The organism is Neisseria sp. HMSC061B04, from assembly GCF_001836705.1.
Lineage (GTDB): Bacteria > Pseudomonadota > Gammaproteobacteria > Burkholderiales > Neisseriaceae > Neisseria.
This window is the reverse complement of sequence record NZ_KV830183.1, coordinates 1-15602: the sequence shown is the minus strand read 5'-3', so window position 1 is coordinate 15602 and position 15602 is coordinate 1. Positions and strand designations below refer to the sequence as shown.

Genomic DNA, 15602 nt, shown 5'->3' with positions numbered 1-15602 from the left:
CGGTTTGCTACGTTCAAATTTTTCCTTAGCCATGAGCTAATTCCTTTACATATAAAGATCGATTAAAGAACAATGGCCGTCTGAAAATTTATTTTCAGTTTCAGACGGCCTTTTCTGATTAGCCTTTACGGGCTTCAGTTACAGCAGCAGCTACGTGAGCAGGAGCTTCAGCGTATTTTTTGAACTCCATGGAGTAAGTAGCACGGCCTTGGGTTGCAGAACGCAGGTCGGTTGAGTAACCGAACATTTCTGCCAGAGGTACTTCGGCACGGACTTTTTTACCGCCGATACCGTCATCATCCATACCCAATACGACACCACGGCGACGATTCAAGTCACCCATTACGTCACCCATGTATTCTTCAGGTGTTTCCACCTCAACTGCCATGATTGGTTCCAACAGAGCTGGGTTGGCTTTACGCATACCTTCTTTGAAGGCTTGAGACGCAGCCAATTCGAAGGCCAGTTGAGAGGAGTCAACGTCATGTGAAGAACCGAAGATCAAACGCACACGTACGTCAACTACCGGGTAACCGGCAACGATACCGTTAGGCAAAGTATCGCGAATACCTTTATCGACAGACGGAATAAATTCGCGAGGAATCACACCACCTTTAATTTCGTCGATAAATTCGTAACCCGCACCACCTGGTTCCATAGGTTCCATTTTGATCACAACGTGACCGTATTGACCTTTACCACCAGATTGTTTGGCGTGTTTGTATTCAGCTTCAACTTCTTTGCGGATGGTTTCGCGGTAAGCCACTTGAGGCGCACCGATATTTGCTTCCACGCCGAATTCGCGTTTCATACGGTCAACAATAATTTCCAAGTGCAGCTCACCCATACCGGAAATAATGGTTTGACCGGATTCTTCGTCTGTACGAACACGGAAAGATGGGTCTTCTTTTGCCAGACGGTTCAGGGCAATACCCATTTTCTCTTGGTCGGCTTTGGTTTTCGGCTCAACGGCAATATGAATTACCGGCTCAGGGAATTCCATGCGTTCCAAGATGATCGGTGCGCTTTCTGCACACAAGGTTTCACCAGTGGTAACGTCTTTCAGACCGATAGCGGCTGCGATGTCGCCAGCACGCACTTCTTCAATTTCAGTACGGTCTGCAGCAGTCATTTGTACCAAGCGACCGATACGTTCGCGAGTACCTTTTACAGAGTTCAATACGGTATCACCGGATTTCACCACACCAGAGTAAACGCGGATGAAAGTCAACTGACCAACGTATTTGTCGTTCAACATTTTGAACGCCAATGCAGAGAATTTCTCTTCATCGCTGGCTTGACGGCTGTCAGCTTCTTCAGTGTTAGGGTTAACACCTTGAACTGGAGGAATGTCGGTAGGAGCAGGCAGCAATTCTACAACTGCGTCCAACATACGTTGAACACCTTTGTTTTTGAATGCTGAACCGCACAACATTGGTTGAATTTCGCCGGCCAAAGTACGTTGACGCAATGCGCCTACGATTTCTTCTTCAGTCAGCTCATCACCGCCCAAGTATTTGTCCATCAATTCTTCGCTGGCTTCTGCTGCGGCTTCAATCATGTTTTGACGCCATTCTTCAGCAGTCTCAACCAATTCAGCAGGAATATCGCCATAGGTAAAGGTTGTACCTTTATCGGCTTCATTCCAAATAATGGATTTCATTTTCAACAGGTCAACAACACCGCTGAAGCTGTCTTCCGCACCAACCGGAATCACGATAGGTACAGGGTTTGCGCGCAAACGGGTTTTCATTTGCTCAACAACGCGGAAGAAGTTGGCACCTTGACGGTCCATTTTGTTTACAAATGCCAAGCGAGGTACTTGGTATTTGTTAGCTTGACGCCATACGGTTTCAGATTGAGGTTGAACACCGCCTACTGCACAGTAAACCATTACTGCGCCGTCCAATACACGCATAGAACGCTCTACCTCTACGGTAAAGTCAACGTGTCCCGGGGTGTCGATGATGTTGAAACGGTGCTCAGGGAACTGTTTCGCCATACCGGACCAATAAGAAGTCACAGCAGCAGAAGTAATGGTAATACCACGCTCTTGCTCTTGTTCCATGTAGTCGGTAGTAGCCGCGCCGTCATGCACTTCGCCCAATTTGTGAGTCAAACCTGTATAGAACAAAATACGTTCTGTTGTGGTTGTTTTACCCGCGTCAATATGGGCAGAAATACCGATATTGCGATACAGGCTGATAGGGGTCTTACGAGCCATTTTGTTAGCCTTTCGATATTAGAAACGGAAGTGAGAGAATGCTTTGTTAGCTTCAGCCATGCGGTGTACTTCTTCACGTTTTTTCAACGCACCACCACGACCTTCAGCCGCATCAATCAATTCACCTGCCAAACGCAGGTCCATAGATTTCTCACCACGTTTACGGGCCGCATCGCGAACCCAGCGCATTGCCAAGGCCAGACGACGTGAAGGACGAACTTCAACAGGAACTTGGTAGTTTGCACCACCTACACGGCGGCTTTTCACTTCCACGATAGGTTTGGCGTTTGCAATGGCTTCGTTAAATACTTCGATTGCTACTTTGCCGGTTTTTTTCTCAATTTGCTCCAGCGCACCGTAAACGATACGCTCTGCAACAGATTTTTTACCGTCAATCATCAATACGTTCATGAATTTAGTCAGCTCAACGCTGCCGAATTTTGGATCTGGCAGTACGTCGCGCTTAGGGACTTCTCTACGTCTTGGCATTTTAATTTCCTTTAGTCTATTCAGTTGGGTCTATTCCCATGAATACCCAATTAAGTATTCACTTACTCGGCCGTTGTTCAGCTTAGGCGGCCGACGTGCCTATTTGAGTCCCGATAATTATTTAGGACGCTTAGCACCGTATTTAGAACGGGCTTGTTTACGGTCTTTAACACCTGCAGTATCCAAAGAACCGCGTACAGTGTGGTAACGTACACCTGGCAAGTCTTTTACACGACCGCCGCGGATCAATACGACGCTGTGCTCTTGCAGGTTGTGGCCTTCACCACCGATGTATGAAATGACTTCAAAACCGTTGGTCAGGCGAACTTTACATACTTTACGCAATGCAGAGTTAGGTTTTTTAGGGGTAGTTGTGTATACACGGGTGCATACGCCGCGTTTTTGCGGGCAAGCTTCCAGTGCAGGCACTTTGTTTACGTACACGGGCTTTTGACGGCCTTTGCGTACCAATTGGTTAATAGTTGGCATATTTTCTCGTCCTGTTGAGTTAAATACTTGCCGACACCATGTCGACAAGATTGGAATTATATTTTTATTGCAAGGGTTTAGTCAAGCAAATGACTGATAAAGTTTAGTGTTTTTCTATTTATCTTTAAAATTTTGGAAGCAATGGCCGTCTGAAAGATTCAGACGGCCTCACTCTCTACTCTATCCTAAGCCCTCTTAAAATAAAACCGCAAGACTAGCTTGCGGTTTTATTTTCACGAAAACCCTTCCGGATTATTCGTCTGAAGCTTCGATTTCAGAAGCCTCTTGATCGGCTTGCTGCCATTGTTGGTGACGGCTGCGGTGGTAGGTCAAACCTGTACCGGCAGGAATCAATCGACCAACAATCACGTTCTCTTTCAAACCGCGCAGCTCGTCTTGTTTGCCCATGATAGCGGCCTCGGTCAAGACGCGGGTTGTTTCTTGGAACGATGCAGCAGAAATGAAGCTGTCGGTAGACAAGGAAGCTTTGGTAATACCCAACAACACATTTTCATAACGTGCCGGCTCTTTGCCTTCAGCGATGGCTTTCTCATTGGCAAGCATCACATCGCTACGCTCGACTTGTTCACCAGTAATAAACTCTGTATCACCAGCATCCACAATGTTCACACGGCGCAGCATTTGGCGGATGATGACTTCGATGTGTTTATCGGAAATCTTCACACCTTGCAGGCGGTAAACCTCTTGTACCTCTTGAACAATGTAGCGAGCCAATGCTTCGATACCTTGAAGGCGCAGAATGTCGTGCGGATCTACGGCACCGTCCACAATGGTTTCACCGCGGTTTACCACTTGACCGTCGTGTACCAAAATCTGTTTCTCTTTAGAAATCAGCGTTTCGTATGCTACACCGTCTACGTCGGTAATAATCAGACGCTGTTTACCTTTGGTTTCTTTACCGAAGGAAACGGTACCGGTAATTTCAGCCAACATGCCGGCATCTTTCGGCACGCGTGCTTCAAACAACTCAGCAACGCGCGGCAAACCACCGGTAATATCGCGGGTTTTAGAAGACGCTTGAGGAATACGCGCCAGCACATCACCCTTACCGACTTCCTGACCTTCACGGACAGTAATCACTGCACCGACCGGGAACGCCATAGAAACCGGCGTAGTTGTGCCTGGGATACAGATTTCCAAACCGTTTTCATCCAACAGTTTGACAGTCGGACGCAACAATTTAGAAGCACCGGAGGAGCGACGTTTGCCGTCGATGACCACCAAAGTGGACAAACCGGTTACATCATCGGTCTGTTTCGCAACGGTTACACCCTCTTCTACGTTTTCGAATTTCACCAAACCTGCATGTTCGGTAATCATCGGACGGGTATGCGGATCCCAAGTTGCCAAAGTTTGACCGGCTTTAATGGCCTCGCCGTCTTGTACCAACAGGATTGCACCGTAAGGTACTTTGTGGCGTTCACGTTCACGGCCGATTTCATCGTGAATCACAACTTCACAAGAGCGGCCGATGACAACCAATTCGCCTTTGTTGTTGGCAACGTAACGCATTTGGCTGCTGAAACGAGCTGTACCGTTGGATTTGGCTTCCACTTGGCTGGCAGCGGCCGCACGGGATGCCGCACCACCGATGTGGAACGTACGCATGGTCAGCTGAGTACCTGGCTCACCAATAGATTGTGCAGCAATGACACCTACAGCCTCACCGGCATTAACCAGTTTACCGCGCGCCAAGTCGCGGCCATAACAGTGTGCACACAAACCATGACGGGTCTTACAAGTAATTGGCGTACGGACTTTAACCTCGTCAACACCAGATTGGTCAATGATATCGACTAATTTCTCAGTCAGCAGTGTACCTGCCTCAACCAATGTTTCTCCTGTTGAAGGATCAACAACATCTGATGCAGTAACACGACCCAAAATACGATCGCGCAATGCTTCAATTACGTCACCGCCTTGTACTACTGCTTTCATGACAAAGCCGTCTGAAGTACCGCAATCATCTTCAACAACGACCAAGTCTTGAGTTACGTCTACCAGACGACGGGTCAGGTAACCGGAGTTCGCGGTTTTCAACGCGGTATCCGCCAAACCCTTACGCGCACCGTGGGTCGCAATAAAGTATTGCAATACGGTCAAACCTTCGCGGAAGTTGGAGGTAATCGGCGTTTCAATAATGGAGCCGTCAGGTTTGGCCATCAAACCACGCATACCGGACAACTGTTTAATCTGAGCCGCAGAACCACGGGCACCAGAGTCGGCCATCATGTAAATAGAGTTGAAGGATTCTTGATCAACTTCGTTACCGTCACGGTCGATAACTTTTTGTTTAGACAAGTTATCCATCATCGCTTTAGCAATTTTATCGCCGGCACGACCCCAAATATCGACTACTTTGTTGTAGCGTTCGCCGTTGGTGACCAAACCTTGACGGTATTGGTCTTCGATTTCTTTAACCTCGGCATTGGCTTCAGCCAACAAGGCTGCTTTCTCTTTCGGAATTTCCATATCGTCAACAGCAATGGAAATACCGCCTTTAGCCGCAAAACCGAAACCGGTATACATCAAGTGGTCGGCGAAAATAACTGTTTCACGCAGGCCGCACAAACGGAATGATGCGTTAATCAGTTTAGAAATTTCTTTTTTCTTCAGCGCTTTGTTGATGTACTCGAATGGCAGGCCTTTAGGCAAGATTTCGCTCAACAATGCACGGCCGACTGTTGTTTCGTAACGGTTAACAACAGGTTCAAACTCACCTGCTTCGTTTTTCACCCATTCGCGCAGGCGTACGGTAATTTTCGTACCCAACTCAACCTGTTTGGTATGGTATGCACGATGTACTTCTTTCACATCGGCAAACAGGCTGCCTTCGCCTTTGGCATTGATACGGTCGCGGGTCATGTAGTACAGACCCAATACGATGTCTTGGGAAGGTACGATAATCGGTTCGCCGTTAGCTGGAGACAATACGTTGTTTGAAGCCAGCATCAAAGTGCGCGCTTCCATTTGTGCTTCCAAGCTCAATGGAACGTGCACGGCCATTTGGTCACCGTCAAAGTCGGCGTTAAATGCGGCACATACCAATGGGTGCAACTGAATCGCTTTACCCTCGATCAGGATAGGTTCGAACGCTTGAATACCCAAACGGTGCAGAGTTGGCGCACGGTTCAGCATAATCGGATGTTCGCGGATAACTTCTTCCAAGATGTCCCATACTTCAGGTACTTCTTGCTCTACCAATTTTTTCGCAGCTTTAACGGTAGAGGCCAAACCTTGTTTTTCCAATTTATGGAAAATGAACGGTTTGAACAATTCCAAAGCCATTTTCTTCGGCAGACCGCATTGGTGCAGACGCAGGTATGGGCCTACGGTAATCACGGAACGACCGGAGTAGTCCACACGTTTACCCAGCAGGTTTTGACGGAAACGACCGCCTTTACCTTTAATCATGTCTGCCAATGATTTCAGCGGACGTTTGTTGGCACCGGTCATGGCTTTACCGCGACGGCCGTTATCCAACAGAGAGTCAACCGCTTCTTGCAACATACGTTTTTCGTTGCGGACGATGATGTCAGGCGCATGCAGTTCCAACAGACGTTTCAGACGGTTGTTACGGTTGATAACGCGACGGTACAAATCGTTCAAATCGGAAGTGGCAAAACGACCGCCATCCAATGGAACCAAAGGACGCAAATCAGGTGGCAATACCGGCAGCACATCCATAATCATCCACTCCAGTTTCATACCGGAACGATGGAAGGCTTCCAACACTTTCAAGCGTTTGGCAATTTTTTTGATTTTGGTGTCAGAACCGGTAGATTCCAGCTCTTGACGCAGGATCTCGATCTCGCCGGCAATATCCAAGGTACGCAGCAATTCGCGGATACCTTCCGCACCCATTTTGGCATCAAAGTCGTCGCCGTATTCGTCCAGCTTGTTGTAGTAATCGTCTTCAGTCAGCAATTGACGGCGTTGCAACGGAGTCATGCCGGGATCGGTTACCACAAATGCTTCAAAGTACAATACACGTTCGATATCACGCAACGTCATGTCCAATACCATACCCAGGCGGGAAGGCAGGGATTTCAAGAACCAGATGTGGGCAACAGGCGCAGCCAATTCGATATGGCCCATGCGTTCGCGGCGCACTTTAGACAGGGTAACTTCTACACCACATTTTTCACAGGTTACGCCTTTAAATTTCAAGCGTTTGTACTTACCGCACAAACATTCATAGTCTTTGACCGGACCAAAGATTTTGGCGCAGAACAAACCGTCGCGCTCAGGTTTGAACGTACGGTAGTTAATGGTTTCAGGTTTTTTAACTTCGCCATAAGACCATGAGCGGATGGTTTCGGGAGAGGCAATACCGATTTTGATGGCATCAAACTCTTCTTCCATGCCGGCGGTTTGCAACGGATTAAATAAGTTCAACAAATTCATTTTTGCTCCTTGAAGGAAGTATTTTTACCGCGTGGCGGATTTTCGATATTGGAAACGGTACTTTTGATTTCAGACGGCCTAAATGCCGATTGCTTTATTCTTATTCTGAAACCGCTTTTTCAGACGACCTTAAAAGGCCGTCTGAAAACTTCTGTTTAGTAGCGTTCCAAATCGATATCCAAGCCCAGTGAGCGAATCTCTTTAACCAATACGTTGAAGGATTCAGGCATACCGGCATCGATTTTGTGTTCGCCTTTGACGATGTTTTCGTACATTTTGGTACGACCGTTCACGTCGTCGGACTTCACTGTCAGCATCTCTTGCAACGTGTATGCTGCACCGTATGCTTCCAGCGCCCAAACCTCCATCTCACCGAAACGTTGGCCACCGAACTGGGCTTTACCGCCCAGAGGTTGTTGGGTAACCAGACTGTACGGACCGGTTGAGCGGGCGTGCATTTTTTCATCAACCAAGTGGTGCAGTTTCAGATAGTGCATCACACCGACTGTTACCTTGCGGTCAAACGGTTCGCCAGAGCGTCCGTCATACAGCGTGATTTGGGTTTTGCTGTCGTTAAAGCCCAATTTTTCGACTTCAGGATCATCGCTTGGATAAGCCAAGTTCAACATTTCGCGGATTTCAGACTCTTTCGCACCGTCAAACACTGGGGACGCGAAAGATGCGCCTTTACGCAAGTTAGAAGCCAATTCAATGATTTCTTCATCTGTCAGGCTGTCTAAATCTTCTTTCTTACCGCTGCTGTTGTAGAGTTTATTCAAGAATTCACGCAGCTCGCTGGCGTTGCGTTGCTCTTTCAGCATACGGTCGATGCGCTCGCCGATACCTTTTGCCGCCCAACCCAAGTGAACTTCTAAAATCTGACCGATGTTCATACGGGAAGGTACGCCCAACGGGTTCAGTACGATATCCACCGGACGTCCGTCAGCCATGTAAGGCATGTCTTCCACCGGCAGAATGCGTGATACCACACCTTTGTTACCGTGGCGACCCGCCATTTTGTCACCGGCTTGCAGACGGCGTTTGATGGCGATAAATACTTTCACCATTTTTTGTACGCCCGGTTGCAGCTCGTCGCCTTGAGTCAGTTTTTTCTTCTTAATCTCATACAACTCGTCCGCTTCTTCGCGTTTTTGTTGCAGGCTCAATTTAATCAGTTCCAACTGTTTGGCCAAATCTTCGTCAGCCAGGCGGATATCGAACCAATCATGTTTGCTGGACAGGCTTGCCAGATATTCAGTAGTAATCTCGCTGCCTTTAGCCAGCTTCATCGGGCCACCGTTGGCTTTTTGGCCGACAATCATGCGCTCAATACGGTCAAATGCATCGTTATCAAAAATACGCAACTGGTCGCTCAAGTCTTGACGGTAACGTTTCAGCTCAGAATCAATAATGGATTGGGCACGTTTGTCGCGTTGGATACCTTCACGGGTAAAGACTTGAACGTCGATAACGGTACCGCTCATGCCGGTAGGCATACGCAATGAAGTATCTTTTACATCAGACGCTTTTTCACCGAAGATGGCACGCAACAGTTTTTCTTCAGGAGTCAGTTGAGTTTCGCCTTTAGGCGTTACTTTACCTACCAAGACGTCACCGGCTTCTACTTCCGCACCGATGTAAACAATACCGGATTCATCCAAACGGTTTTGCATACGTTCGGACAAGTTCGGAATATCACGGGTAATGTCTTCCGCACCCAGCTTGGTATCACGGGCAACAACGTTCAATTCCTCAATGTGAATCGAAGTATAGCGGTCATCCGCAGCCACTTTTTCGGAAATCAGAATCGAGTCTTCGTAGTTGTAACCGTTCCACGGCATAAAGGCGATGGTCATATTTTGACCCAAAGCCAATTCGCCCAAATCGGTGGATGCACCGTCGGCAATCAAATCGCCGCGTTGCAAAACATCGCCTGCCTTGACAGCCGGACGTTGGTTGATGTTGGTAGATTGGTTGGAACGGGTAAATTTAACCAAGTTGTAAATATCGACACCCACTTCACCGGCAGTCGCCTCATCGTCATGGACACGAATCACCACACGGTTAGCATCTACATACTCAACCACACCGCCGCGGCGGGCAACGATTGCAGTAGCAGAGTCAACGGCAACGGAACGCTCAATACCGGTACCAACCATCGGTTTTTCAGGACGCAGGCACGGTACTGCCTGACGTTGCATGTTGGCACCCATCAATGCACGGTTCGCGTCATCATGCTCCAAGAATGGAATCAGAGATGCCGCTACAGATACCACTTGACCAGTTGCCACGTCCATATATTGGACACGGTCAGGCGTTGCCATAATGGTTTCGCCTTTTTCACGACAAGTAACTAAATCGCCAATCAAATTACCGTCTTTGTCCAAATCTGCATTCGCCTGTGCAATCACATAGCGGCCTTCTTCGATGGCAGACAAGTAATCGATTTCTTCAGTTACCTTACCATTAACAACGCGACGGTAAGGTGTTTCCAAGAAACCATAATCATTGGTGCGCGCATAAACGGACAATGAGTTGATCAAACCAATGTTCGGACCTTCAGGTGTTTCAATAGGACATACACGGCCATAGTGGGTCGGATGTACGTCTCGCACCTCAAAGCCTGCACGTTCACGGGTCAAACCACCCGGGCCCAATGCAGATACACGGCGTTTATGGGTTACTTCAGACAATGGGTTGGTCTGATCCATAAACTGGCTCAATTGGCTAGAACCGAAGAATTCTTTAATCGCAGCAGAAACAGGTTTCGCATTAATCAAGTCATGCGGCATCAAGTTCTCAGATTCTGCTTGATTCAAACGTTCTTTAACGGCACGTTCTACACGAGCCAAACCACTACGGAATTGGTTTTCTGTCAACTCGCCTACGGAACGAACGCGACGGTTGCCCAAGTGGTCAATATCATCTACTTCGCCATGACCATTACGCAATTCAACCAATGTAGCAATGGAAACTACAATGTCTTCTACGCTCAGAACGTAACCGCCTTTTTCAGCTGCGCCAGCCAAAGTCTCATTTAACAGACGGCCATACCAAGAGTTTTGTTGTGCTTCGGACAATTTTTGCTCATATGTGCGCGTATTGAATTTCATACGGCCTACACGAGACAAGTCATAGCTGTCTTCACTGAAGAACAAACGGTTGAAGAGCTGCTCGACAGCTTCTTCGGTAGGTGGTTCGCCAGGACGCATCATGCGGTAAATTGCTACACGCGCAGCTTGTTGGTCGGCTGTTTCATCTGTACGCAGAGTGCTGGAAATATAACCGCCCTGATCCAATTCATTAATATACAGGGTAGTAATTTCTTTTACGCCGTTAATATCAAGTTTGGCCAACAGCTCTTCTGTGATTTCATCATTAGCAGAAGCCAATACTTCGCCGGTTTCCGGATCAATCAGATCAGTAGCCAATGCTTTACCCAACAGGCTTTCTGGTTCCACATCCAGTCGAGTCAAGCCCGCATTGGTAATATCACGGATATTTTTCGCAGTAATACGTTTACCTTTGGCAACCAATACATTGCCTTCTTTATCCAAGATATCAACTTTGGCAGTTTCGCCTTTCAGACGGCTTACAACCAGATCTGTTTGAACACCGTTTGGAGACAAATAGAAAGTTTCTTTGTCATAGAAAATATCCAAGATTTGTTCATTGTTGTAGCCCAAGGCTTTCAACAAAATCGTAACCGGCATTTTACGGCGACGGTCGATACGGAAATACAACAAATCTTTTGGATCAAATTCGAAATCCAACCATGAACCACGGTAAGGAATAATACGAGCAGAGAACAACAGCTTACCGGAGGAATGAGTTTTACCACGGTCATGCTCAAAGAACACACCTGGAGAACGGTGCAACTGGGAAACAATTACACGCTCTGTACCATTGATGACAAAAGAGCCACTTGGCGTCATCAATGGGATTTCGCCCATATATACTTCGTTTTCGCGAACTTCTTTTACAGTCGGTTTAGACGCTTCTTTATCCAAAATCACCAAACGGATACGTGCACGCAATGGAGCCGCATAAGTAATACCGCGCAATTGACATTCAGGAATATCGAACAAAGGTTCGCCCAATGTGTAATGCACAAACTCCAATCGCGCATAACCATTATGGCTCACAATCGGGAAAATAGAATTGAATGCTGCTTGCAGACCATCATCAGTACGTTGGTCAAAAGCGTTTTCCAGCTGCAAAAATTTCGCATAAGAATCAATTTGGGTTGCCAGCAGGAAAGGAACATCCAAGACATTCTCTCGCTTTGCAAAACTCTTACGGATACGTTTTTTCTCGGTAAACGAATAGCTCATATACACTCCGAAAAGCAATTTTAAATAATAGGCCGTCTGAAACAACGACATGCATCAACTTGATATTTACATTTATTTGCAATGATTTTATAAAAACTATGCAAATAAATGTAAACAATGCCTGATGCTTATTTTAAGAAGCAAAATAAGGCTGGCAGAAAACTGCCAGCCTTCACAGGAAGCATCAAATTATTTGATTTCGACTTTAGCGCCGGCTTCTTCCAGTTGTTTTTGGATGTCTTCAGCTTCAGCTTTAGAAACACCTTCTTTCAGGGTTTTAGGTGCACCGTCAACGATGTCTTTAGCTTCTTTCAGACCCAAGCCAGTGATAGCGCGGACAACTTTAATCACGCCAACTTTTTGATCACCAGCAGAAGCCAATACTACGTCAAATTCAGTTTTTTCTTCAGCAGCAGCTGCACCAGCACCTGCAGGACCTGCAACTGCAACAGCAGCAGCAGAAACGCCAAATTTCTCTTCAAAAGCTTTAACCAGGTCGTTCAATTCCATTACGGTCAAAGAACCAACGGCTTCCAAAATGTCTTCTTTAGTAATAGCCATGCTATTTTACTCCAAATATTGTATTAAAAAATAATTGATTAAATGAAACAAAATCGATTAAGCGGCTTCTTCGCCGGCTTTTTTCTCTGCCAAAGCAGCCAAACCACGTGCAAAGCCTGATACAGGAGCTTGCATAACGAACAACAGTTTGGACAACAGTTCTTCGCGGCTTGGAATAGAAGCCAACTCAGCAACCTGAGCAGGATTCATCACTTCGCCATTGTAAGAACCGGCTTTAACGATGATTTTGTCATCTTTTTTCGCGAATTGGTGCAGCACTTTAGCAGCAGCAACAGCATCTTCAGAAGCAGCGTAAACCAATGGACCAACCATTTGATCGGCCAAAGCTGCAAATGAAGTACCCTCTACTGCGCGACGAGCCAGAGTATTTTTCAGAACGCGCAAGTAAACGCCTTCTTTACGTGCATTCGCACGAAGCTCAGTCATGCTGGAAACACTGATACCGCGATATTCAGCGACTACGAGAGTTTGAGCGTTAGCAATAGCTGCGCTAATTTCCTCAACGGCCACTTTCTTGGTTTCAATATTGAGACTCAAGGTCTACCTCCCACTGTTTATAAACAGGATACCGAAATGATATCCCACCAGCGCGGTAACCTAAAAAGACATCTTACAAGCAATCTTGCAATGTGTTTCAGGACTACCGTCTGCGTAGGGCAGTTACGATTAAATCTTACGATCCCTACGGTCTTGGACATCTACTTAATTTTAAGTAGCCCAAATTCAGGCAATCCAGAAAGCCAGATCACCTGAAAATTTCTTAGTTGTTCACGCTTGCAGTATCAACGCGAACACCCAAACCCATAGTGCTGGATACAGCAACTTTTTTCAGGTACTGACCTTTAGCAGCAGCAGGTTTGGCTTTAACGATAGCATCCAGCAACGCATTGAAGTTTTCTTTCAAGTCAGCTTCAGCGAAAGAAGCACGACCGATAGTTGCATGAACGATACCGGCTTTATCTGTACGGTATTGTACTTGACCTGCTTTTGCATTTTTAACTGCTTCAGCAACGTTAGGAGTAACAGTACCTACTTTAGGGTTTGGCATCAGGCCACGAGGACCCAAGATGGTACCCAATTGACCAACGATACGCATTGCATCAGGAGAAGCAATAACAACGTCAAAGTTCAGGTTACCAGCTTTGATTTCAGCGGCCAGATCTTCAAAACCGACGATATCTGCACCCGCTTCTTTAGCAGCTTCTGCATTTGCACCTTGTGTAAATACAGCTACGCGAGTTGTTTTACCGGTACCTTTAGGCAGAACGACTGAACCACGAATAACTTGGTCAGATTTACGAGGATCAACGCCCAAGTTGAAAGATACGTCAACAGACTCGTCAAATTTAGCGGTAGCAGCTTTTTTAACCAAAGCAATTGCTTCGTCGATTGCGTACAGTTTGTTAGCTTCAACAGAAGAGCGAAGAGCTTTCAAGCGTTTAGATACTTTAGCCATTATACAACACCCTCCACGTCCAAGCCCATTGAGCGAGCAGAACCTGCGATAGTACGAACAGCCGCATCCAAATCAGCAGCAGTCAAATCAGGTTCTTTAGTTTTAGCAATTTCTTCCAACTGAGCACGGGTCAATTTACCGACTTTGTTGGTCAGAGGATTAGAACTACCTTTTTGCAGACCAGCAGCTTTTTTCAGCAAGATAGAAGCTGGTGGAGTTTTCATCACAAATGTGAATGATTTATCTGCAAATGCAGTAATCACGACTGGAATTGGCAAACCAGGTTCCATACCTTGGGTTGCAGCATTAAATGCTTTACAGAATTCCATGATGTTCAAACCACGTTGACCCAAAGCTGGACCAACTGGGGGAGATGGATTGGCTTTACCTGCAGGAATTTGCAGTTTAATGTAGCCGATAATTTTCTTTGCCACTTAAAGGACTCCTAAAAACGGGTATAACGCGGAACCATTCCGCTTCCCAAACAGAATTCGCGATTATATCTGCTTAAAAAAAATTTTTCAAGCGAATTAAACCACTTAAATCTTTTCAACCTGGCCGAACTCTAATTCGACCGGTGTTTCGCGACCAAAAATCTGAACTGAAACACGCAGTCTATTACGTTCGTAATTAACTTCATCAACAATACCGTTAAAATCAGCAAATGGGCCTTCGTTTACTCGAACTTGCTGACCAACTTCAAACTCAACTTTTGGTTTTGGTTTCTCAACGCCTGTTTTAACTTGTTGCAAAATAGCATCCGCATCTTTTTGAGAAATTGGGATCGGGCGATTTCCGCTACCGCCCACAAAACCATTTACTCGAGGAGTGCTCTTAACCAAATGCCACGAATCATCAGTCATTTCCATTTCAACCAATACATAGCCCGGATAGAATTTACGCTCACTGATGGTTTTTCGACCATTCTTGATATCTACTACTTCCTCGACGGGCACAAGAATCTGACCGAAATAATCTTCCATGTTTTCACGAGCAATACGCTCTTTCAATGTTTTTTGGACATTTTTTTCAAAACCGGAATAGGCCTGCACCACATACCAACGCTTTGACATCTTTACCCTTTCCTATTTAATAAAACATCAAAAAACAACCATGAAATAATTGTATCTGCCACATAAATGAAGGCTGCCAAAATCGCAACAAAGATAATTACAAATACAGTCATTTTGACCGCTTCATCCCGACTCGGCCAAACCACCTTCTTGAACTCGGTCCAAGAGCTCTTAAAATATGCAAACAGACCTTCTTTCTTTTCAGGAGCTGGCTTACTACTTACCACCACTTCCTTTTTCTGATGGCCTTCTTTGTGTCCAGACGGATGTTCTGTCATCTTTACTCACTTATCAATGCCCCATCCACCATCCATTTTAGATGGCGACATTAATCCATATAATTAATTCTAGATAATCTTAAAACTTAAGTACAAAAAAATTAACCGGCACAAGGCCGGTTAATTTTTTATTTGGCAGGCCAAGAGGGTCTCGAACCCCCAACCCTCGGTTTTGGAGACCGATACTCTACCAATTGAGCTATTGGCCTCTAAACTTAAGCGATAATAGAAGAAACCACACCTGCACCT

11 protein-coding genes and 1 tRNA gene are annotated in these 15602 nt (G+C 46.2%); all 12 read right to left on the bottom strand.

The genetic code is table 11. The annotated features are described in order from the left end of the window. Positions 1-118: 118 nt before the first annotated feature. Entirely contained in the window at positions 119-2224 is a 2106-nt protein-coding gene (gene fusA / locus HMPREF2661_RS04100; RefSeq protein WP_036491326.1) for an elongation factor G, read from the bottom strand. 18 nt (positions 2225-2242) lie between these two features. After that, a complete protein-coding gene (gene rpsG / locus HMPREF2661_RS04095; protein WP_002240962.1) occupies positions 2243-2713 on the bottom strand; it encodes a 30S ribosomal protein S7 in 471 nt (156 codons plus the stop codon). A 117-nt stretch (positions 2714-2830) separates the two neighbouring features. After that, entirely contained in the window at positions 2831-3202 is a 372-nt protein-coding gene (rpsL, locus tag HMPREF2661_RS04090) for a 30S ribosomal protein S12 (protein WP_002218431.1), read from the bottom strand. 252 nt (positions 3203-3454) lie between these two features. Next, on the bottom strand, positions 3455-7630 hold the full coding sequence (rpoC, locus tag HMPREF2661_RS04085; RefSeq protein WP_049323746.1) for a DNA-directed RNA polymerase subunit beta': 4176 nt from the start codon (positions 7628-7630) through the stop codon (positions 3455-3457). Between the two features lie 155 nt (positions 7631-7785). Next, the gene (rpoB, locus tag HMPREF2661_RS04080) at positions 7786-11964 is read right to left on the bottom strand and encodes a DNA-directed RNA polymerase subunit beta (protein WP_049323747.1); all 4179 of its coding nucleotides are present in this window, start codon (positions 11962-11964) and stop codon (positions 7786-7788) included. Between the two features lie 189 nt (positions 11965-12153). Then, on the bottom strand, positions 12154-12525 hold the full coding sequence (gene rplL / locus HMPREF2661_RS04075) for a 50S ribosomal protein L7/L12 (RefSeq protein ID WP_003677916.1): 372 nt from the start codon (positions 12523-12525) through the stop codon (positions 12154-12156). Between the two features lie 57 nt (positions 12526-12582). Further along, the gene (gene rplJ / locus HMPREF2661_RS04070; RefSeq protein WP_049323748.1) at positions 12583-13083 is read right to left on the bottom strand and encodes a 50S ribosomal protein L10; all 501 of its coding nucleotides are present in this window, start codon (positions 13081-13083) and stop codon (positions 12583-12585) included. A 223-nt stretch (positions 13084-13306) separates the two neighbouring features. Then, complete coding sequence (rplA, locus tag HMPREF2661_RS04065) at positions 13307-14002, bottom strand: 50S ribosomal protein L1 (RefSeq protein WP_003749260.1); 696 nt, start codon at positions 14000-14002, stop codon at positions 13307-13309. Beyond that, positions 14002-14436 (bottom strand): 50S ribosomal protein L11, encoded by a 435-nt coding sequence (gene rplK, locus HMPREF2661_RS04060; RefSeq protein WP_002220151.1) that lies wholly within the window; start codon positions 14434-14436, stop codon positions 14002-14004. Before rplK ends, rplA begins: the two co-directional genes overlap by 1 nt. A gap of 105 nt (positions 14437-14541) precedes the next feature. Continuing rightward, positions 14542-15075: a transcription termination/antitermination protein NusG gene (nusG, locus tag HMPREF2661_RS04055; RefSeq protein ID WP_049359475.1), complete on the bottom strand. Its 534-nt coding sequence runs from the start codon at positions 15073-15075 to the stop codon at positions 14542-14544. A 2-nt stretch (positions 15076-15077) separates the two neighbouring features. After that, positions 15078-15353: a preprotein translocase subunit SecE gene (gene secE / locus HMPREF2661_RS04050; protein WP_049323750.1), complete on the bottom strand. Its 276-nt coding sequence runs from the start codon at positions 15351-15353 to the stop codon at positions 15078-15080. A gap of 133 nt (positions 15354-15486) precedes the next feature. Next, positions 15487-15562: transfer RNA gene (locus HMPREF2661_RS04045), tRNA-Trp, on the bottom strand. Positions 15563-15602: the final 40 nt, after the last annotated feature.

Coding starts and splice junctions, on each gene's coding strand:
- fusA (WP_036491326.1), bottom strand. CDS start 2,224: ATGGCTCGTAAGACCCCTATCAGCCTGTATCGCAATATCGGTATTTCT.
- rpsG (WP_002240962.1), bottom strand. CDS start 2,713: ATGCCAAGACGTAGAGAAGTCCCTAAGCGCGACGTACTGCCAGATCCA.
- rpsL (WP_002218431.1), bottom strand. CDS start 3,202: ATGCCAACTATTAACCAATTGGTACGCAAAGGCCGTCAAAAGCCCGTG.
- rpoC (WP_049323746.1), bottom strand. CDS start 7,630: ATGAATTTGTTGAACTTATTTAATCCGTTGCAAACCGCCGGCATGGAA.
- rpoB (WP_049323747.1), bottom strand. CDS start 11,964: ATGAGCTATTCGTTTACCGAGAAAAAACGTATCCGTAAGAGTTTTGCA.
- rplL (WP_003677916.1), bottom strand. CDS start 12,525: ATGGCTATTACTAAAGAAGACATTTTGGAAGCCGTTGGTTCTTTGACC.
- rplA (WP_003749260.1), bottom strand. CDS start 14,002: ATGGCTAAAGTATCTAAACGCTTGAAAGCTCTTCGCTCTTCTGTTGAA.
- nusG (WP_049359475.1), bottom strand. CDS start 15,075: ATGTCAAAGCGTTGGTATGTGGTGCAGGCCTATTCCGGTTTTGAAAAA.
- secE (WP_049323750.1), bottom strand. CDS start 15,353: ATGACAGAACATCCGTCTGGACACAAAGAAGGCCATCAGAAAAAGGAA.